The organism is Streptomyces harbinensis, assembly GCF_900116145.1.
In the GTDB taxonomy this organism is placed as follows: domain Bacteria; phylum Actinomycetota; class Actinomycetes; order Streptomycetales; family Streptomycetaceae; genus Streptomyces; species Streptomyces carpaticus.
In genome coordinates this window covers 392405-412094 of sequence record NZ_FPAB01000003.1, presented here as the reverse complement: position 1 = coordinate 412094, position 19690 = coordinate 392405, and the positions used below count along the sequence as shown (strand labels likewise).

The window sequence follows — 19690 nt, the reverse complement described above, 5'->3', positions numbered from 1 at the left end:
GCACACCTGTACGACCGGGTGGCCGGTCGCCGCGCGTTGACACGGTGGCGTTACGTTCGGGGCGTGCCCTACTTCGACGCCGCCTCCTCCCTCCCCCTGCACCCGGTCGCCCGGCAGGCGCTGCTGGCCGCCCTCGACGACGGCTGGGCCGACCCGGGCCGCCCGCACCGCGAGGGCCGCCGGGCCCGGCTGCTGCTCGACGCGGCGCGCGAGTCGGCGGCGGAGGCGGCCGGCTGCCGCCCGGACGAACTGACCTTCACCACCTCCGGTACCCGCGCCCTGCACACCGGCATCGCCGGCGCGCTGGCCGGACGCCGCCGGGTGAGCCGCCGGCTGCTCGTCTCCTCGGTCGAACACTCGGCCGTGCTGCACGCCGCCGAGGCCCACGAGAGCGCGGGCGGCGAGGTCACCCGGCTGGCGGTGGACCGTACGGGGCGGCTGGCCGTCGACGGACTGCGCGCCGCGCTCGGCGACGGCGACCCGGCCGCCCTCGTCTGCCTCCAGTCCGCCAACCACGAGGTGGGCACCACCCAGCCGGTCGCCGAGGCCGCCGAACTGTGCTGGGCGGCCGGGGTCCCGCTGCTGGTGGACGCCGCCCAGTCGCTGCCCTGGGGCCCGGTGGAGGGCGACTGGTCGCTACTGGCGGCCAGCGCCCACAAGTGGGGCGGCCCGGGAGGTGTCGGACTGCTCGTGGTCCGCAAGGGCGTACGGTTCGCTCCCCCGCCGCCCGTCGCGCCCGGCGCGCAGGACATCCCCGCCATCGTGGCCGCCGCCGCCTCGCTGCGCGCGGTGCGCCAGGAGGCGGCTGCGGAGGCGGCCCGGCTGGCCCCGCTGGTGGACCGGATCCGGGCCCGGGTGCCCGAACTCGTCGCGGACACCGAGGTCGTCGGCGACCCGGAGCGGCGGCTGCCGCACCTGGTCACCTTCTCCTGCCTGTACGCGGACGGCGAGGCCCTGCTGCACGCCCTGGACCGGGCCGGGTTCGCGGTCTCCTCCGGCTCCTCGTGCACCTCCTCCACCCTGACGCCCAGCCACGTGCTGCGCGCCATGGGCGTGCTGTCCGAGGGCAACGTCCGGGTCTCGCTGCCGCCCGGCACGACCCGCGGCGAGGTCAACCGCTTCCTGGCCACCCTGCCCGAGGCCGTCGCCTCCGTCCGCGCCCAGCTGGCCCCCGCCGTCCGGCCCGTCGTGGAAACCGGGCCGGACGGGGTGACGGTGGACGCCCTCGGCAAGCGCTGCCCCGTCCCGGTCACCGAACTCGCCCAGGTGATCGGCACCGTGCCGGTGGGCACGGTGGTCACCGTCCTGTCGGACGACGAGGCCGCCGGTCTCGACATCCCCGCCTGGTGCCACACCCACCGCCAGACCTATCTGGGCGAGGAGGGCGCACCGGGCGCGGGGCGGGCGTACCGGGTCCGCCGCGCGCGGTGAGCGGGGCCGCTACAGCAGGTGTTCCCGCACCTCGGCGGCGGCGTCCTCGCCGTAGGTCTTGGTGAAGCGGTCCATGAACGCGCCGCGCCGCAGCGTGTACTCCTGGGTCCCGACCGTCTCGATCACCAGCGTCGCCAGCATGCAGCCCACCTGCGCCGCGCGCTCCAGGGAGGCGCCCCAGGCGAGCCCCGCCAGGAAGCCGGCCCGGAAGGCGTCGCCGACCCCGGTCGGGTCGGTCTTGGACTCCTCCTCCGGGCAGCCGACGAAGATGGTCTCCTCGCCCGCCCGGTCGATGCGCACCCCGCGCGCGCCGAGCGTGGTGACCTGGGTGCCGACCTTGCTCAGCACCTCCTCGGCCGACCAGCCGGTCTTGGTCTCGATGAGCGCCTTCTCGTACTCGTTGTTGAAGAGGTACGCGGCGCCCTCGGTGAGGGTCTTGATGTTCTCGCCGTCCATCCGCGCCAGCTGCTGCGAGTAGTCGGCGGCGAACGGGATGCCCCGGGTGCGGCACTCCTCGGTGTGCCGCAGCATCGCCTCGGGGTCGTCCGCCCCGATGTGCACCAGGTCGAGGTCGCCGACCCGGGCGGCCACGGCCGCCAGCTCGATCAGCCGGGCCTCGCTCATCGCGCCGGTGTAGAAGGAGCCGATCTGGTTGTGGTCGGCGTCCGTGGTGCACACGAAGCGGGCGGTGTGCAGCACCTCGGAGATCCGTACGGCGGAGGTGTCCACCCCGTGCCGGTCCAGCCAGGCCCGGTACTCCTCGAAGTCGGCGCCGGCCGCGCCCACCAGGATCGGGCGGGCGCCCAGCTGCCCCATGCCGAAGCAGATGTTGGCGCCGACGCCGCCGCGCCGTACCTCCAGGGCGTCCACCAGGAAGGAGAGCGAGACGGTGTGCAGCTGATCCCCCACCAGCTGGTCGGCGAACCGGCCGGGGAAGGTCATCAGATGGTCATGGGCGATGGAGCCGGAGACGGCGATGCGCACGGTGGGCTGCTCCCGGTGAGGCACGAGTACACGGATACGGGCCCGTCCAGGCTACCCGCGGCCCCAGGAACCCGGTGGGGGGTCGGTCCGTCCCAGTGGCGACAGGCGATGAGAGGAGCGGGACCATGACGCAGGAGACGGATGTGGTCGTCCCGGACGGTGCGCCGCCCCGCGCGGAGCGCCCGCGCTGGCTGACGGTCACCGCCGGGGCGCTGGGGGTGGCCCTGCTGGCCGGGGGCCTGTTCGGGGCGCAGGCGGTCTTCGGCCGGGACGGCGACGAGGTGCGCGGGAACGCGGGGGACGACCCGGCCATCGAGCCGGCCGCCCCGGGGCGGACCGAGCAGGGCATCGCGCCGGACTGGCCGACCCCGTGGGACGGGGTGCCGCTGTCCGCCGCCGGGCCGCTGCCGGAGGGGCCGGGCAGCGCCGAGGTGTACGGGTTCGGCACGGGGACCGGCGAGGCGCGGGTCGCCGAACTCGCCGCGCTGCTGGGCGTGGAGGGCGAGCCCCGGCTCGACGAGGGCAGCTGGTGGACCGTCGCGGGTCCGGACGCGGACGGGCCCTCCCTGTCGGTGACCGAGGAGACCGGCCGCTGGTACTACCAGAGCGGTCCCTACGACCTGTACACCCTGGACCTGCCGTACGAGCCGTACGACCCGGACGAGGCGGTGAGCAGCGACGGCGCCCCCGCGAAGCCGGCGGAGCCGGCGCCGTCCCAGGAGGAGGCGCTGGAGGCCGCCGCGGGGCTGGTGGCGGCGCTCGGGCTGTCGGACGCCCCGGTGGAGAGCGTGGAGCACGGGGACGGCAACCGCACGCTGGTCTTCCCGCGCGAGGTGGACGGGCTGCGGGCGCACGGTCTGGAGACCGAGATCGCGGTGTCGCCGCAGGGCACGGTCGTGTCCGCCGCCGGCGCGCTGGGCGACCCGGAGGTCGTCGGCGAACAGGACATGATGAGCGCCCAGGAGCGGCTGGACCGGCGCAACGCGGAGCTGCCGCCGCACGTGGAGGTGCCGTCGATGGCGCCGGACCCGGTGGACTGCCCGACGCTGGTCCCGGACATGCAGCCCGAGATCCTTCCCGTGCCGGAGTACGGGCAGGTGCCCGAGGCGCGGCCCGGGGAGATGCCGCACGCGGACGGCGATCCGGCGGGCGAGGACACCTCGGCGGCGGAGCCGGTGTGCGCGGAGCCCGGGTATCCGGCGCTGCCCGAGGTCACCGAGCTGCCCGACCGGTCCTCCGCCGAGGTGACCGGGGCCGAGCAGGCGCTGATGCAGTGGCTGTGGGCCGACGCCGGTCCCGAGCTGCTGGTGCCCGCCTGGTCCTACACGATCACCCTGGAGGACGGGACGCAGACCACGCTCCAGCTCCCCGCGGTGGAGTACGACACGGCGTACGCCCAGCGGCACGGCGACGGCGGCAACGGCGGGGACGGCGCCCCCGGTGACTCCTCCGCCGAGCCGGCGCACCCGGGCGACGACGGCGGTGAGCCGGCCGGGGAGCCCGGCACGACCGGGACGAGCGTCGAGCCGTACGCGTCCGGGGACACCACCCTGGTCCTCAGCTACTGGACCGGGGTGTGCGCCGAGTACCGGCTGGTCGCCGAGGAGTCGGCGGATCAGGTGCGGGTGCTGGTCGAGGAGATCCCGGGCGACCCGTACGAGGCGTGCATCCTGGTGGCCCAGGAGCAGACCGGCGAGCTGAGCCTGGACTCCCCCATCGGTGACCGGACGCTGGTCGACGCGTGGGGCGAGGAGATCCCGGTGAGCTGACCGGCGGACCGCCCGGCGCGGGAGACGACGAAGGGCGGCGGCCCCCCCGATCGGGGGGGCCGCCGCCCTTCGCGCGGGTACGGGGTGCGGGCCCGGCCGTCAGCTGAAGGAGTCGCCGCAGGCGCAGGAGCCGGTGGCGTTCGGGTTGTCGATGGTGAAGCCCTGCTTCTCGATGGTGTCGACGAAGTCGATGGAGGCGCCGCCCAGGTACGGGGCGCTCATCCGGTCGGTGACGACCTTGACGCCGTCGAAGTCCTTGACGACGTCACCGTCGAGCGAGCGCTCGTCGAAGAAGAGCTGGTAGCGCAGCCCGGAGCAGCCGCCCGGCTGGACCGCCACACGCAGTGCGAGATCGTCGCGGCCTTCCTGCTCCAGCAGGCTCTTCACCTTGGCCGCGGCAGCGTCGGAAAGGATGATGCCGTCGCTCACAGCGGTCTTGTCCGATACGGACATCTGCTTCTCTCCCGGGTAGTACGGAATCCTCTGCCGGCTGCTCCAACAGAAAGCCCTACGGAATCATTCCGTTCTGGGCGGGTGTTTTTCCCTTCTTCCCATGCTCGCACACCCCCGGGGCCCCGGAACCGGGGATGCGTCACATTGACGCTTTCGCCATCGTCAAACGGGCACCGGGCCGCTATCATCCATAGCGTCAGATAGACGAAAAGGCGTGGACGCGCCGGAAAGGGTTGGGTGGCCGTGAACACCGCCCCGAGCACCGCCGATCCCCTGGATGTCCGGCCCAGCCCCCTGGCCCTGCTGCTGCTCGGCCGCGAGGCCGACGCCGCCAGCGAGCGCGGCGTGGACTGCCCCGGCGACCTCCCCTCCCCCTCCGACCCGGACCTGGTGGCCCGGGCACGGGCCGCCAAGGAGCAGCTCGGCGACCGGGTGTTCGTCCTGGGACACCACTACCAGCGCGACGAGGTCATCCAGTTCGCCGACGTCACCGGCGACTCCTTCAAGCTCGCCCGCGACGCCGCCGCCCGGCCCGGCGCCGAGTACATCGTCTTCTGCGGCGTCCACTTCATGGCCGAGTCCGCCGACATCCTCACCACCGACGACCAGCGGGTCATCCTCCCCGACCTGGCCGCCGGCTGCTCCATGGCCGACATGGCCACCGCCGAACAGGTCGCCGAGGCCTGGGACGTCCTCACCGAGGCCGGCGTCGCCGACACCACGGTGCCCGTCTCGTACATGAACTCCTCCGCCGACATCAAGGCCTTCACCGGCCGGCACGGCGGCACCATCTGCACCTCCTCCAACGCGGAGCGCGCGCTGCGCTGGGCCTTCGAGCAGGGCGAGAAGGTGCTGTTCCTCCCCGACCAGCACCTCGGCCGCAACACCGCCGTCCGCGACCTGGGCATGTCCCTGGAGGACTGCGTCGTCTACAACCCGCACAAGCCCGGCGGCGGACTCACCGCCGACCAGCTGCGGGACGCGAAGATGATCCTGTGGCGCGGCCACTGCTCGGTGCACGGCCGGTTCTCGCTGGAGTCGGTGGAGGACGTACGGGCCCGGGTCCCCGGCGTCAACGTCCTGGTGCACCCCGAGTGCCGGCACGAGGTGGTGGCCGCCGCCGACTACGTCGGATCGACCGAGTACATCATCAAGACCCTGGAGGCGGCCCCGGCCGGCTCGAAGTGGGCCATCGGCACCGAGCTGAACCTGGTCCGCCGGCTGGCGAATCGTTACGCCGCCGAGGGCAAGGAGATCGTCTTCCTCGACCGCACCGTCTGCTTCTGCTCCACCATGAACCGCATCGACCTGCCCCACCTGGTGTGGACGCTGGAGGCACTGGCCGCCGGCCGCACCGTCAACCGCATCACGGTCGACCCGGAGACCGAGAAGTACGCCAAGGCCGCCCTGGAGCAGATGCTCGCCCTGCCCTGACCGCACCCGCACGCCATCCGGCCGGAACGGAGCACACCGCACCGTTCCGGCCGGCCTCAGCCCGGGAACCGGGGCCGCACCAGACCCGTCTCGTACGCGGTCATCACCAGCTGCGCCCGGTCCCGGGCCGCCAGCTTGGTCAGCAGCCGGTTGATGTGGGTCTTCACCGTCAGCGGGGAGACCTCCAGCCGCGCCGCGATCTCGTCGTTCGACAGCCCGCCGGCCACCTCCACCAGCACCTCGCGCTCCCGCGCGGTCAGCACATCGAGATCCGCGGCCGGCGGCCCGGCGCCCTCCCGCTCCCCGGTTGCCAGAAACCGGGTGATCAGCGAACGCGTCGCAGCCGGCGACAGCAGCGCCTCACCCGCCGCCACCAGCCGGATCGCCGACAGCAGCTCCCCCGGCTCCGCCCCCTTGCCCAGAAACCCGGACGCGCCCGCCCGCAGCGACTCCACCACGTAGTCGTCCGACTCGAACGTGGTCAGAATGACCACCCGCACCCCGCTCAGCAGCGGATCGGCGCTGATCTCCCGGGTCGCCGCCAGCCCGTCGAGGCCCGGCATCCGGATGTCCATCAGCACCACGTCCGCGCCCCGCTCCCGCACCACCGCCAGCGCCGCGGCACCGTCCGACGCCTCACCGGTGACCGTCATGTCCGGCTCGGACTCCACCAGCACCCGGAACGCGCTGCGGAGCAGCGCCTGGTCATCGGCCAGCACGACCCGGATCATGCGTACTCCCTCTCAGACGCACGGAAGCGTCCACCCGCGGTCCGCACCGGACCGCTCCACGGCGGGGCCGCCCGGTGACCGCAGCGGCAGCACCACCCGTACCCGGAAGCCGCCGCCTTCCAGCGGCCCGGTCTCACAGCTGCCGCCCAGCGCGGCGGCCCGCTCCCGCATCCCCGTCAGCCCGTGCCCGCCCCCGGCACCCGCCCGGCCGGCCGGCACCGGCGCGCCGCCGGGCCCGTCGTCGAGCACGGTCACCTCCAGCCGCGCCCCGTCACCCCGCCCGGTGCGCAGAATCCGCACCAGCGCCTTGGCGTCCGGCCCCGCGTGCTTGTGCACATTGGTGAGCGCCTCCTGCACCACCCGGTAGGCGGCCAGGTCCACGGCGGACGGCAGCGGCGGCTCGTCCGCCCCGGCCCGCTCCACCACCACCGCCATCCCGGCCCGGGTGAAGCCGTCCACCAGATCGCCCAGCACCGCCAGGCCCTTGGTCGGCTCGGTCGGGGCGACCGGATCGTCGCGGTGCCGCAGCAGTCCGACCGTGGTCTGGAGTTCGCTGAGCGCCTGCCGGCTGGCCAGCCGCACCTGGGCCAGCGCCTCCTTGGCCTGGTCCGGGCGGCTGTCCATGACGTGCGAGGCCACCCCGGCCTGCACATTGACCAGGGCGATGTGATGGGCGACCACGTCGTGCAGTTCGCGGGCGATCCGCAGCCGCTCCTCGGCGACCCGGCGGCGGGCCTCCTCCTCGCGGGTGGCCTCGGCGCGCTCGGCCCGCTCCCGTATCGCGTCGACGGCGGCCCGCCGGTGCCGTACCGCGTCGCCCGCCAGCGCCGCCAGCGCCGTCCAGGCGATGATGCCGAAGTTCTCCGAGGCGTACCAGGGCTGGGCGCCCAGCAGCATCCCGGCCACCGTGATCAGCGCCAGCGTGCCGGTGCCCACCCGCAGCGTGGTGGCCCGGTCGGTGGCGGCGGCCACCGTGAACAGGGCCAGCGCCACCATCACCATCATCGAGGTGTGCCGCTCGGCCGGCGGATGCGAGACGGTGCCCAGGATCAGCTCGGCGAGCGTCAGCACCAGCGTGGCGCCCAGTACCGGGCCGGGCGAGCGGCGCCGCAGCACCAGCGCCCCCGCGCCCAGCAGCGCGGTGACCACCGTGTGGGCCGGCAGCGGGCGCTCGCCGAACCCCCCGGCCGCCGCGGCGTGCGCGCCCGGGTGCTTGTTGGTGGTGACGGAGATGATGAGGACGACCAGCAGCGTCACCGACGCCACCAGCGCGTCCACGACGAGCGGATGCAGCCGGGAGCGTGGGCGGGCGAGGGTGCCGGACGATGCAGTCACGAGTGCCAGGGTACGAGCGGGGGTCGCCGTCCGGCACCGGCCGCGCGCCGCGCGGCCGGGGTCGGTGCCGTCGTCAGTCCGGGATGAGGCCGTCGTCGGTGAGCATCGCGCGGACCTCGTCGATGCTCGCGTCGGGCGGGGGGAGCAGCAGATCGGACGGTTCGAGCGCGTCGGCGTCCAGGGGCGTGCCCATGCCGCGGACGGCGTCCAGCAGCGCGGTCAGCGTCCGCCGGAACCCCTCCTCGTCATGCGCCTCGACCTCGGCCGTCAGCTCGTCGTCGAGTTCATTGAGCTTGGGGAAGTGGCTGTCATCCAGCTTCACCTGCCCCTCGCCCATGATCCGTACGATCACACCGCTCTCCTTGCCCTGATCCCTGATGGAGGTGTTCTTCAGCGCGGACAGGCTGTCACTGCTTGTCGAACCGCGGGGACTCCTGCTGGTCGCCGCGCGCCGCGGAGCCGTTGCCGCCCTCGATGGCGGCCCGGCCGCCGCTGCTGCCGCCGGACAGCTCGGCCTTCATCCGCTCCAGCTCCAGCTCCACGTCGGAGTTGGAGGAGATCCGGTCCAGCTCGGCGGTCAGATCGTCCTTGGACGTCCCCGTCGGGTCGTCCAGGGCGCCCGAGGCCAGCAACTCGTCGATGGCGCCGGAACGGGCCTGGAGCTGAGCCGTCTTGTCCTCGGCGCGCTGGATCGCCAGGCCCACGTCGCCCATCTCCTCGGAGATGCCGGAGAACGCCTCGCCGATCTGCGTCTGCGCCTGGGCGGCCGTGTAGGTGGCCTTGATGGTCTCCTTCTTGGTGCGGAAGGCGTCCACCTTGGCCTGGAGCCGCTGGGCGGCCAGGGTCAGCTTGTTCTCCTCGGCCTGCAGCGTCTCGTGCTGCGTCTGGAGGTCGGAGACCTGCTGCTGGAGCGCGGAGCGCCGCGTCAGCGCCTCCCGGGCCAGGTCCTCCCGGCCGAGCGCCAGCGCCTTCTTGCCCTGCTCCTCCAGCTTGGAGGACTGGCCGTTCAGCTGGTTCAGCTGGAGCTCCAGACGCTTGCGGGAGGTGGCCACGTCGGCGACCCCGCGGCGTACCTTCTGGAGCAGCTCCAGCTGCTTCTGGTACGAGTAATCGAGCGTCTCGCGCGGGTCCTCGGCCCGGTCCAGGGCCTTGTTGGCTTTCGCGCGGAAGATCATCCCCATCCGCTTCATCAAACCACTCATCGGCCTGGGCGCCCCCTTCGTGACGGACTCGGACCTAAGACCATTGTGCTGCTTGATCCCCTAGCCTACGGGGCACCCTCCCATTAGCGCACGGTCCGGCCCGGAATCGGGTCATCCCGCAGGAGGATCGATACCCGACCGAGTCCGGCGAAGGGTGGAGGCCGGATCCGGGTTCTCTCAGGGGGCTCACGGTTCCCGGGGTCCACCCCGTACCCTGGAGGCGTGTTCCGAAGCCGTGCCAAAGAAGAGCAGGCCCCCGCGACGGTGGCCGAGCCGCAGATCCGTGACGCCCAGGCGCCCAAGGGGCGGCCCACCCCCAAGCGCAGCGAGGCCGAGGCCCTGCGGCGCGCCGTCGTGAAGCCGGCGGCTTCCCGCAAGGAGGCCGCCAAGCGGCAGCGCGACGCCCGCAAGGCCGCGCTGGCCAAGCAGCGCGAGGCGCTGCTGAGCGGCGACGAGCGGCATCTGCCGCTGCGCGACAAGGGCCCGGTGCGGCGCTACGCGCGCGACTTCACCGACAGCAAGTGGCACGTGGCGGAGTACTTCCTGCCGATCGCCGTGATCATCCTGGTGCTGAGCATGATCCCGGCGGCGGCGCCGATCGCGATGCTGCTGTGGCTCGGCGTCATCGTGATGATCATCATGGACTTCGTGCTCTCCTCGCGGCGGCTGAAGAAGGAGCTGCGCGAGCACTTCCCCAACGAGAGCCACCGCGGCGCGCGCGCCTACGCGCTGATGCGGGCCCTCCAGATGCGCCGGATGCGGCTGCCGAAGCCGCAGATCAAGCGGGGCGAGGCGCCCCGCACCGGCCGCTGAGGCCACCCGTTCACCCGCACGCACCACACGCCCCCGTAATGGCGTAGCGCTCCTGCGCCGCCGCGGGGGCGTGCGCGGTGAGAATCCGCTGTATGACGCCGACGATCCCCGGTCCCTCCGGCTTCCCCTCGCGCCTCCTCACCGCCCTCGCGCTCGGCACCCTGTGCGCACTGCCGGCCTGCACCTCGGCGGAGCGTTCCGCACCGGCCGCCGACATCGCGCCGCGCGCGGACGCCGGGGCGCTGGAGGACGCGTACCAGCAGGTGGTGTCCGATGTACTGCCCTCGGTCGTGCAGATCACCACGGCGGACGGTCTGGGCTCGGGGATCATCTACGACAACGACGGGCACATCGTCACCAACGCGCACGTGGTGGGCGAGCAGAAGACGTTCGAGGTGCTGCTTGCCGACCAGCAGCAGCCGCTGCCCGCCACCGTGGTGGCCACCTACCCCCCGCAGGACCTCGCCGTCGTCGTGCTGGACAACCCGCCGGACCGGCTGCGGCCCGCCTCGTTCGGGGACAGCGGGCGGGTGGAGGTGGGCCAGATCGTGCTGGCGATGGGCGCCCCGCTGGGCCTGTCCTCCAGCGTCACCCAGGGCATCGTCTCGGCGGTGGGCCGCTCGGTGAGCGAGGGCGAGGGCGGGACCACGCTGGGCGACATGGTGCAGACCTCGGCGGCCATCAACCCCGGCAACAGCGGGGGCGCGCTGGTCAACCTCCAGGGCGAGGTGATCGGCATCCCGACCCTGGCGGCCCGCGACCCGCAGCTGGGCGGCGGCCAGGCACCGGGCATCGGGTTCGCCATCCCGGCCCGTACGGTCACCGATCTGGCGGACCAGATGATCGAGAACGGCGAGGTGACCCGGTCGGGCCGGGCGGCGCTCGGGGTGAGCGTGCGGACCATCCTGGGCGACGGCTTCCAGCCGATCGGCGCGGCGGTGGTCGACCTGACGGAGAACGGCCCGGCGGCGAAGGCCGGCCTGCGGGCCGGGGACGTCGTGGTGTGGCTCGGCGACGAGCCGGTGACCGACGTGGGATCCCTGTCGGAGGCCCTGGCCGGGCTCCAGCCGGGCGACAAGGTGAAGGTGGGCTACCTGCGCAACGGGGACCGGCACGACACCGAGGTGACACTGGGCGAGGTGTGAGGCGGCGGTGCCAGCGGCCCGCCGGCTGTCGGGGGCGGCGGGCCGCTCGGGGCGGGCCGCAGCCCCGGGCCCGCAACCCCGGCCCGTCCGGGTCCGGTTGCGCCCGGCCGGCACACCGCCCGCCCCTGGCTTCCGGGACCGGCACCGCGCGAACGTTCAGCCGACGCCGATGACGTCGGCGATCCACCCGGCGTGGTGGGGGACGCTCGGGCTGACGCCGGGGAGCGCTCCGCACTCCACCTGGGCCGGGTCGGCGTTGAGGTCGCGGGAGATGACCCCGATCTGCCGCCAGCGGCCGTCCGTGTAGCGGAGCACCGGGGAACCGGAGTCGCCGTTGCAACTGCCGGTTCCCGGCTCGGGGCTGTGGCAGAAGTCGCCTTCCGTCAGGTCGTCCTCGGTGCCGGCCAGGCAGTCGGCGTCGGCGGTCACCGTGGTGTCGGCCCGGCGCAGTTCGGCCGGCAGCTCGCGATCCCGGTTGGACAGGTACCCCCAGCCGACCAGCCGGACCGCGTCCCCCGGGACGGGGGGCGCGGTGGCCGGGGCGACCGGCTCCTGCCCGAGAGCGCGGTCCAGCCGCAGCAGCGCCAGATCGGCGTGGCGGGTGGCCGGGGAGTGGTCGGGGTGGACGACGACCCGCTGCACGCCCGCCTCGGCGCCGCCCCGGGTACGGTCCGGCGAACCGACGCGGACGCCCAGCCGGGCGGCGTCGATCGCCTCGCCGCCGGAGAGTACGCAGTGCGCGGCCGTGAGGACCCACCGCGCCGCGACCAGCGACCCGCCGCAGCGATGGGTTTGCGCGCCGCCGTCGCCGCGCAGGGAGACCCCGGCGACGAACGGGTACGCCCCGCCGGCCCGTTCGCCGCCGACGACCGCGCCCGCCCCGGCCGGAACGGCCACCGCCGCCAGGGCCAGCGCCCCGGCGAGCAGCGCCCGGGGCCAGGGCAGCAACCGGCGCCGTCCCGCTGGGCCCGGCCCGTACGTCATGTGTCCCGCCCGCCTTCCGGGGTCCGCGCGCCCCGTCGCCCGGGGCGTGCGGTCATCGTGCCGCCCGGGGCCACGATCGCGCGGGACGACAGGCCGGAGCCGCCCCGTGAACCACCCGGCGGCCGGGGCAGGGGCGGCGCGGCGGACCCGGCCCGCCCGGCCGGCCGGGTCAGCTGTCGTCGGCCGCCTCGTGCAGACTCATCGGCCCGTACACCTTGCTGCCGTCCTCCAACAGCGTCACCTGGTCCACGCCCTCGTCCAGCAAGTCCTTCCAGATCTCACCGATCCAGCTCTCCGCGTCCCCCTGCGTACCGAAGTCACCCGGGTCGGAGTCGGTCACAGCCACCGAACCGTCCGCCTTCTCGAACCGCCACACCCACGCCATGGACGCCTCCGCTTCCGCTGCTGTCACAAGTCCGATCTCGGTATGTACTGCCCGCACGCCGCTGCGCCTACCGCTGTTCGCAGACTAGATCACACCAGGTCCACGCGCGGCTGCGACGGCGAAGGCGATCGGATGGCGAGAGGATGCGGGCGTGGACGTCACTCTCCTCGGCACCGGTGCCCCCGCCGGCCTCCCCCGCCCCGGCTGCCCGTGCGCCTCGTGCGCGCGGGCGCTCGGCCCCGACGCGCGCAACGCGACGGCGCTGCTGATCGACGGGGTCCTGCTGCTCGACCTCACCCCCGGTCCCGCGCTGGCCGCCGCCCGCGCCGGGCAGACGCTGCACGGGGTGCGGCAGGTACTGCTCACCCACCCGCAGTCCTCGCCGGGGGTGGAGGTGCCCGCGGACCTGCCGGCGCCGGTACGGGTACCGGACGGCAAGGAGCTGGCGCTGCTCAGCGGGCACCGGGTGCGGGCGCTGGCCCTGGACGTGCCCGGCACCGGGTACGCGGTGACCGGCCCCGGCGGCGGCCGGCTCCTCTACCTGCCACCGGGCGCCGCCCCCGCCGGACTGCCGGCCGGCGGACCGGCGTACGACCTGTGTCTGCTGGACGTCATCGGCCGCCCCGAAGCGCTGGCCCGGCTGCGGGCGGCCGGCGCGGTGACCTGGGCCACCGACGTCCTGGCGGTGCACGTGGACCACGACGTACCGCCGGGCGCGGAACTGCACCGCCGGCTGGCGGCGGCGGGCGCGCGGGTGGCACCGGACGGGACGACCCTGCCGGTCGGCGAATTCCGGGAGGTGCCCGAGCCGCCCCGGCGGACCCTGGTGCTGGGCGGCGCGCGGTCGGGCAAGTCGGCCGAGGCGGAACGCCGGCTGGCCGCGTACCCCGACGTCGCCTACGTGGCCACGGGCGGGCAGCGCCCGGCGGACACCGAGTGGCAGCGTCGGATCGCCGCCCACCGCGAACGGCGGCCGGGCGGCTGGACCACGGCGGAGACCTGCGAGCTGGTGCCGCTGCTGGAGGTCCCGGACGGGCCACCGCTGCTGATCGACTGTCTGGCGCTGTGGCTGACCGACGCGATGGACCGGACGGGCGCCTGGCAGGCGGACCCCGGTGCGGCGCTGCCGGAGCTGGCCGACCGCACGGCGGCGCTGGTGGCGGCGGTACGGGCCACGCGGCGGACGGTGGTGCTGGTGAGCAACGAGGTCGGCGCGGGCATAGTCCCGGCCACTCCGGCGGGCCGCCGCTTCCGCGACGAACTGGGCCGCCTGAACGCGGCGGTGGCGGCCGAGTGCGAACAGGTACTGCTGGCGGTGGCGGGCACGGTGCTGTCCCTGCGCCCCTGAGCGGGGCGCCGCCCACCGGGCGCGCGGACGTGCGCCGCAACCCGACCCGGGCCCCGGCCCCGAGCAGGTCCGCGTACGACGCGCGGCATCGCCGGCCTCCGGGCCGCATCGCCCGCCCCTCCCCCTCCCCCGGCCGGGAACGGCAGCCGCACGGCGGGGCCCGCGCCGGGGCGGTCAACCGCGCGGGCTCCGGTGTGGAGCAATGTCCGGCCGACCGCCTACCGTCGGAACGGTGGAAACGACGCACCGGCCCGCCGCCCGGGTCATCTGTCTGGACGCCGCCCATCGTGTCCTTCTGCTGCGCTGGCGTGACCCGTTCGACGGGAGATGGCTGTGGGAGCCGCCCGGCGGCGGGATCGATCCGGGCGAGACGCCGCTGGTGGCGGCGCGGCGGGAACTGGCCGAGGAGACCGGACTCGACCCGGCCGCGATCCTCGGCCCGGGGGTTCCGGTGGACCGGGACTTCCGGTGGAACGGCAAGCGGTTCGTCGGACCGGAGCACTTCTTCGTCGCACGGTTCACGGCCGAGCGGCCCCCACTGACACGGACGGGCCTGCTCCCCGACGAACAGGTCAACCTGGACGCGCACCGGTGGATCGCGTGGTCGGAGCTGGCCGGACTACCCGATCCGGTCGAGCCCCCGCACCTGCCGGAGGTGCTCCGCTCGCTGGCCCCGGACGGTCCATGGTCCGGCCCGGGCCGTACGTGACGGCCCGTCACCGTCCCGCGCGGCAGGGGCGGGCCGGTACCGACCGGGGCAGCGCGGAGGCCACGGCGCCGGGCGCTCCGAACGGCACGGCACCGGACCCGCGCGGACGGCCGGACCGGCTGTGACGCCGCACCTGCCGGACACCCGCCGCCGGACAGCCCGCCACGTGACAGGCCGTCACGACGCGCTTCGCACCGGCCGGGCCGGTGCTCCGGCGTTCGGACGCTCGAGGGGACGCTGCGGGCCCTCCCCCAGCCTTCGGCCGGGGGGACCCCCAGGTGCAACGGTCCGGTCACCCGTCTCGCCGCTGCGTCGCACGCGGGGGCCGGCGGCGGCTGCCCACTCCCGGTGTCATGGGCTCGCCCGGTGCGCCCTGCGCCTCGCGACGCCTCGCGCGCGCCGTCACCGCAGTGCCCGGACGACGGTGGGTGGGAAGCGGGCCGGTGGGGTGCGGTGACCGGGCGGTAGCCTCTACCGCATGAGCGACGGTGGTCTGAATCTCGATGCCTTCGGCGACCTCATCGAGCGGCCAAGTGCCAAGCTGCGGCGGGAAGCCGAGGGCCGGCGGGCCCGGATCGGGTATCCCGTCCAGGCACTCGGCCGGCTCGACGATCTCGGCGGGTGGCTGGCCGCCGCCCAGGGGCGGGTGCCGGTGACCGCGATCGAGGCGCCCAAGGCGGTGTTGTTCGCCGGCGACCACGGGGTGGCCGGACTCGGCGTCTCGGCCCGCCCTGCGGGCAGCGCGGTGACGTTGGTGCGGGCCGCCCTGGAGGGCAGCAGCCCGGCCGCGATCCTCGCCCGGCGGGCCGGGGTGCCGCTGCGGATCGTGGACACCTCGCTGGACTGCCCGGCCGGGGAACTGCCCGAGGAGGTCACCCGGTACCGGGTGCGGCGCGGCTCCGGCCGTATCGACATCGAGGACGCGCTGACCCGCGAGGAGGCCGAGCAGGCGTTCCGCGCCGGGATGGCCGTCGCCGACGAGGAAGCCGACTCGGGTACCGATCTGCTGCTCCTGGGGGACATCTCGGTCGGCGGCACCACCCCGGCCGGGGTGCTCATCGCCGCGATGTGCGGCACCGACGCCTCGGTCGTCACCGGGCGCGGCGGCATCCGCATCGACGACCTGGCCTGGATGCGCAAGTGCGCCGCGATCCGGGACGGGCTGCGCCGGGGCCGGCCGATCCTGGGCGACCAGCTGGCGCTGCTCGCGGCCGTGGGCGGCGCCGATCTGGCGGCCATGACGGGCTTTCTGCTCCAGAGCGCGGTACGGCGTACCCCCGTCATCCTCGACGGGGTGGTCTCGGCGGCGTGCGCGCTGGTGGCGCAGCGGATCGCGTTCCGCTCCCCCGACTGGTGGCTGGCCGGACAGGCGAGTGGTGAGCCGGGACAGGCGAAGGCGCTGGACCGGATGGCCATGGACCCGCTGCTGGACCACGGCGTCACGGTCGGCGAGGGCACCGGCGCGCTGCTGGCGCTGCCGCTGGTACGCGCGGCAGCCGATCTGGCGGCGGAGCTGCCGGAGGTACCCGAGCCGGCCCCGGCCGGGCAGGACGGGGACGCGGACGACACGGATGACACGGCCCAGGCGGCCATCACCGAGGCGACGTAGCCCGGCTCGGCGGTGCGGTGACCCGCCGGGGCCCCACCTCTCACCCCCCGTCCCCCTCCCCCCGCCGCTCGCCCGTCGGTGTGCCGCCCAGCCAGTCCTCGGCGCGGCGGCTGGGGCCCGCCCAGCGGGCGTCGTGGCGGGCGGCGCGGCGGGCGGCGCGGGCGGCGAGTTTTGGGTGGCGGTGGTAGAGCCGCTTGGCCCACGGCGAGCCGGGACGGGCCAGCCGTGCCGCGCCGAACAGGGCGACCGGCGGCAGCAGGACGCCCCACAGTGCCAGCCACCGTTTGCCCTTGAGCAGGGTGATGAGCACCAGCGCGAAGTTCACCAGTACGGCCGCGATGGCGTTGCCGCGGGTGAGCCGTTCCTCGGTGGAGACGTTGTGGATGTCCAGCGGGACGAATCCGGCCAGCAGCATCGCCACCACGGCCGCCGTGACGACGACGATCTCGACGCTCTGCCGGCCCTGCTCCGTCCAGTACACGTCCTGGAGATGCAGGATCAGCGCGAACTCGTCGAGCACCAGCCCCGCACCGATGCCGAACAGCACCGCCACCACCGAGGCGGTCAGGCCCCGCGCGTCCGCCGCGATGCCGCCGAAGCCGCCGACCAGCATCAGGAAGACGCCGGGCACCACATGGTGCACATGCTCTCCGTCGGCCCCGGTGACGTCGTGGAACGGGCCGCGGCCCGCGCGGATCAGCCGGGTGATGCAGCGGGTGACGGCGAAGGTGATGATGAACGCGGCCAGGGCGAGCAGCAGCGGCAGCTTGCCCGGTTCGATGATGTTGCGCTCCAGCCAGTGCCCCATGGTTCCCGCATGGTTCCCGAGCGCCCGGCGCTACGCTGCCGCCTCATGGATGCCACGCCGCCCGCTCCCCCGTTGGACGCAGTGCGGCACGGTCTGCGGTTCGCCTTCGGCACGCTCACCGTGCTGCCGGTCGGCCCGCCGCCGCGCTGGGACCGGCGCACCGCGCGGGCGGGGATGCTGTGCGCTCCCGTGGCGGGTTGTGTGGTGGGTCTGTGCGCCGCCGGGGCGGGGTGGGTGCTGTGGCTGCTGGGTTTCGGCCCGTTCCTCACGGCGCTGGGGACGGTGGCGGTGCCGGTGCTGCTCAGCCGGGCGCTGCATCTGGACGGGCTCGCCGATGTCGCCGACGGGCTCGGCAGCGGCAGGCCGGCCGAGGGCGCGCTGGCGGTGATGAAGCGCTCGGACATCGGGCCGTTCGGCGTCGTCGCGCTGCTGCTGACGCTGCTGGCGCAGCTGGGCGCGCTCACCGAGCTGTACGGGGCGGGGCAGCGGTACGGGCTCGCCGCCGCCGTCCTGTGCGGGCTGGTCTCGCGCACCGCGCTGACGCTGGGGTGCCGCGCCCGGGTGCCGGCCGCCCGGCCGGACGGGCTGGGGGCGCTGGTGGCGGGCAGTGTGCCGCAGCCCGCCGCGTACGGCGCCGCCCTGACCACGGCCCTGCTCGCCACCGTCCTGGCCGGTCCGGTGGGCGGGTGTGCGGCGGTGCTGGGGCTGGCCGCCGCCGAGGTGCTGCTGGCGCGCTGCCGGCGGCGGCTGGGCGGGGTGACGGGTGATGTGCTGGGCGCGCTCGCCGAGACCGCCGGCACCGCGGCGCTCCTGGTGGCCACCCTGGGCACCGGCTGACGGCCGCCCCGCGTAACCTGGCCCGGCGGCTTCGACCAACGACGAAACGGAATAACTGCACCGTGACAGCACTGACCCTCAGCAAGACCTCCGCGACCGAGCTGAGCGCGGATGCCCTGGTCATCGGCATCGTGAAGGGCGAGGACGGCCCCGTGCCGGCGCCCGGCGCGTCCGCTCCCGCCGCGCTGCTCTCCGAGGCGGCCGGCGTCCTGGCCACGCTCGGCGCCAAGGGCGGCAAGGAGGAGATCACCAAGCTGCCCGCGCCAGCCGGTTCCGGCGCCCCGCTGCTGGTCGCGGTCGGGCTGGGCTCGGCGCCCGAGGACGGCGAGGGCTTCCCCGCCGAGACGCTGCGGCGCGCCGCCGGCGCCGCCGCCCGCGCGCTGGCGGGCACGGAGCACGCCGCGTTCGCACTGCCCGCCGGGGACGCGGAGCAGGTGGCGGCGGTCGCGGAGGGCGCGCTGCTGGGTGCGTACGACTTCACCGCGTTCCGCAAGGCCGGCGAGGACGACCGGGGTCCGCTGGCCCGGGTCACCGTGCTCACGGCCGGTGCCGAGGAGGCCGGCCGGCTGGCCGCCGCCGCGCGCGCCGAGGTGCTGGCGGCCGAGGTGGCGCGTACCCGCGATCTGGTGAACACCCCGCCGAACGCCCTGACTCCGGCGGACTTCGCCGCGCATGTCACCGAGGCGGCGGCCGAACACGGCCTGACGGTCGAGGTGCTGGACGAGGCGGCGCTGCGCGAGGGCGGCTTCGGCGGCATTCTCGGGGTCGGCGCAGGTTCGCAGGCTCCGCCGCGGCTGGTGCGGGTGGCGCACACGCACCCGGAGGCGGACCGGACGATCGCGCTGGTCGGCAAGGGCATCACCTACGACTCGGGTGGCATTTCGCTGAAGCCGGCCGGGCACAACGAGACGATGAAGTGCGACATGGCCGGCGCCGCCGCCGTCCTGTCGGCGACCGTGGCTGCCGCCCGGCTGGGGCTGAAGGTCAATGTGACGGGCTGGCTGGCGCTGGCCGAGAACATGCCGTCCGGTTCGGCGACCCGGCCCGGTGACGTTCTGCGGATGTACGGCGGCACCACCGTCGAGGTGCTGAACACCGACGCTGAGGGCCGGCTGGTGCTGGCCGACGCGCTGGTGCGCGCGGGCGAGGAGTCGCCGGACGCGATCGTGGACGTGGCCACGCTGACCGGCGCGATGATGCTGGCGCTGGGCAAGCGGATCTTCGGTGTGATGGGCAACGACGACGCCTTCCGGGCGCTGGTGGCGGAGAGCGCCGAGCGGGCCGGGGAGCCGGCGTGGGAGATGCCGCTGCCGGCCGAGCTGGCGGAGGGGCTGAAGGCCACCGTCATCGCGGATCTGAAGAACATGGGCGAGCGGATGGGCGGCGGTCTGGTGGCCGGGCTCTTCCTGAAGGAGTTCGTGCCGGCCGGCACCGCGTGGGCGCATCTGGACATCGCGGGCCCGGCGTTCAACGAGGGCGGCGCGTTCGGGTACACCCCCAAGGGTGGTACGGGCACGGCGGTGCGGGCCCTGCTGACGCTCGCCGAGCGGGCGGCGGCCGGCGAGCTGGCCGCGCGGGGCTGACGGCCCGCCTGCACGTGACGCGCGTCACGGTGGCCCCGGCCCTGCCCGGCCCGGCGTCTCACTTGTCGCCGACAAGTGCGAAGATGTTGTTCCGGCAGGACAGGGCCGGGCTCAACCAACCGGGGCGAGC

General features: G+C 74.7%; 19 protein-coding genes. 10 read left to right on the top strand and 9 right to left on the bottom strand.

Annotated features, from left to right (window positions below):
* Window positions 1–63 precede the first annotated feature (63 nt).
* Window positions 64–1431 (top strand): cysteine desulfurase/sulfurtransferase TusA family protein, encoded by a 1368-nt coding sequence (locus BM385_RS09670; protein WP_019433747.1) that lies wholly within the window; start codon window positions 64–66, stop codon window positions 1429–1431.
* 9 nt (window positions 1432–1440) lie between these two features.
* Here the strand turns inward: BM385_RS09670 and BM385_RS09665 are convergent, their stop codons facing one another.
* A complete protein-coding gene (locus BM385_RS09665; protein ID WP_019433748.1) occupies window positions 1441–2415 on the bottom strand; it encodes a carbohydrate kinase family protein in 975 nt (324 codons plus the stop codon).
* 125 nt (window positions 2416–2540) lie between these two features.
* Between BM385_RS09665 and BM385_RS09660 the strand changes: the two genes are divergently transcribed.
* Window positions 2541–4184, top strand: coding sequence for a hypothetical protein (locus BM385_RS09660; protein ID WP_093842791.1), 1644 nt, complete (start codon window positions 2541–2543; stop codon window positions 4182–4184).
* Between the two features lie 99 nt (window positions 4185–4283).
* Here BM385_RS09660 and erpA read toward each other — a convergent pair whose 3' ends face one another.
* Window positions 4284–4637, bottom strand: coding sequence for an iron-sulfur cluster insertion protein ErpA (gene erpA / locus BM385_RS09655; RefSeq protein ID WP_019433750.1), 354 nt, complete (start codon window positions 4635–4637; stop codon window positions 4284–4286).
* Window positions 4638–4880: 243 nt separating this feature from the next.
* Between erpA and nadA the strand changes: the two genes are divergently transcribed.
* Window positions 4881–6071 (top strand): quinolinate synthase NadA, encoded by a 1191-nt coding sequence (gene nadA / locus BM385_RS09650; RefSeq protein ID WP_026047422.1) that lies wholly within the window; start codon window positions 4881–4883, stop codon window positions 6069–6071.
* A 56-nt stretch (window positions 6072–6127) separates the two neighbouring features.
* Here the strand turns inward: nadA and BM385_RS09645 are convergent, their stop codons facing one another.
* The 4 genes from BM385_RS09645 to BM385_RS09630 form a co-directional block, all read right to left on the bottom strand.
* Window positions 6128–6802, bottom strand: a complete 675-nt coding sequence (locus BM385_RS09645) for a response regulator (RefSeq protein WP_019433752.1) — start codon at window positions 6800–6802, stop codon at window positions 6128–6130.
* Between the two features lie 12 nt (window positions 6803–6814).
* On the bottom strand, window positions 6815–8137 hold the full coding sequence (locus tag BM385_RS09640) for a sensor histidine kinase (RefSeq protein WP_026047423.1): 1323 nt from the start codon (window positions 8135–8137) through the stop codon (window positions 6815–6817).
* Window positions 8138–8210: 73 nt separating this feature from the next.
* Entirely contained in the window at window positions 8211–8489 is a 279-nt protein-coding gene (gene pspAA, locus BM385_RS09635; protein ID WP_019433754.1) for a PspA-associated protein PspAA, read from the bottom strand.
* Between the two features lie 55 nt (window positions 8490–8544).
* Complete coding sequence (locus BM385_RS09630) at window positions 8545–9327, bottom strand: PspA/IM30 family protein (RefSeq protein WP_019433755.1); 783 nt, start codon at window positions 9325–9327, stop codon at window positions 8545–8547.
* Between the two features lie 234 nt (window positions 9328–9561).
* Here BM385_RS09630 and BM385_RS09625 point away from each other — a divergent pair, with 234 nt between their 5' ends.
* Window positions 9562–10152: a DUF3043 domain-containing protein gene (locus BM385_RS09625; RefSeq protein WP_026047424.1), complete on the top strand. Its 591-nt coding sequence runs from the start codon at window positions 9562–9564 to the stop codon at window positions 10150–10152.
* Window positions 10153–10244: 92 nt separating this feature from the next.
* Window positions 10245–11297, top strand: a complete 1053-nt coding sequence (locus tag BM385_RS09620) for a S1C family serine protease (protein WP_093842790.1) — start codon at window positions 10245–10247, stop codon at window positions 11295–11297.
* A gap of 156 nt (window positions 11298–11453) precedes the next feature.
* On the opposite strand, the gene BM385_RS09615 is transcribed toward BM385_RS09620, so the two are convergent.
* Together BM385_RS09615 and BM385_RS09610 are read right to left on the bottom strand one after the other, a co-directional pair.
* Entirely contained in the window at window positions 11454–12281 is an 828-nt protein-coding gene (locus tag BM385_RS09615) for a S1 family peptidase (protein WP_093842789.1), read from the bottom strand.
* A gap of 169 nt (window positions 12282–12450) precedes the next feature.
* Entirely contained in the window at window positions 12451–12666 is a 216-nt protein-coding gene (locus BM385_RS09610) for a hypothetical protein (protein ID WP_019433759.1), read from the bottom strand.
* Window positions 12667–12817: 151 nt separating this feature from the next.
* Here BM385_RS09610 and BM385_RS09605 point away from each other — a divergent pair, with 151 nt between their 5' ends.
* The 3 genes from BM385_RS09605 to BM385_RS09595 all read left to right on the top strand — a co-directional run bounded on the left by BM385_RS09605 (window position 12818) and on the right by BM385_RS09595 (window position 16332).
* Window positions 12818–14014: a bifunctional adenosylcobinamide kinase/adenosylcobinamide-phosphate guanylyltransferase gene (locus BM385_RS09605; RefSeq protein ID WP_093842788.1), complete on the top strand. Its 1197-nt coding sequence runs from the start codon at window positions 12818–12820 to the stop codon at window positions 14012–14014.
* A gap of 232 nt (window positions 14015–14246) precedes the next feature.
* Window positions 14247–14723 carry an NUDIX hydrolase gene (locus BM385_RS09600; protein ID WP_019433761.1) on the top strand — a complete coding sequence of 159 codons (477 nt, stop codon included), beginning with the start codon at window positions 14247–14249 and terminating at the stop codon, window positions 14721–14723.
* 478 nt (window positions 14724–15201) lie between these two features.
* Window positions 15202–16332 carry a nicotinate-nucleotide--dimethylbenzimidazole phosphoribosyltransferase gene (locus BM385_RS09595; protein WP_093842786.1) on the top strand — a complete coding sequence of 377 codons (1131 nt, stop codon included), beginning with the start codon at window positions 15202–15204 and terminating at the stop codon, window positions 16330–16332.
* Window positions 16333–16372: 40 nt separating this feature from the next.
* Here BM385_RS09595 and BM385_RS09590 read toward each other — a convergent pair whose 3' ends face one another.
* Window positions 16373–17140, bottom strand: coding sequence for a hypothetical protein (locus tag BM385_RS09590; protein WP_093842785.1), 768 nt, complete (start codon window positions 17138–17140; stop codon window positions 16373–16375).
* Window positions 17141–17185: 45 nt separating this feature from the next.
* Here BM385_RS09590 and BM385_RS09585 point away from each other — a divergent pair, with 45 nt between their 5' ends.
* Both BM385_RS09585 and BM385_RS09580 read left to right on the top strand, forming a co-directional pair.
* Window positions 17186–17977: an adenosylcobinamide-GDP ribazoletransferase gene (locus BM385_RS09585; RefSeq protein ID WP_093842784.1), complete on the top strand. Its 792-nt coding sequence runs from the start codon at window positions 17186–17188 to the stop codon at window positions 17975–17977.
* Window positions 17978–18039: 62 nt separating this feature from the next.
* Window positions 18040–19560 (top strand): leucyl aminopeptidase, encoded by a 1521-nt coding sequence (locus BM385_RS09580; protein WP_093842783.1) that lies wholly within the window; start codon window positions 18040–18042, stop codon window positions 19558–19560.
* The last annotated feature ends 130 nt before the right edge of the window (window positions 19561–19690 follow it).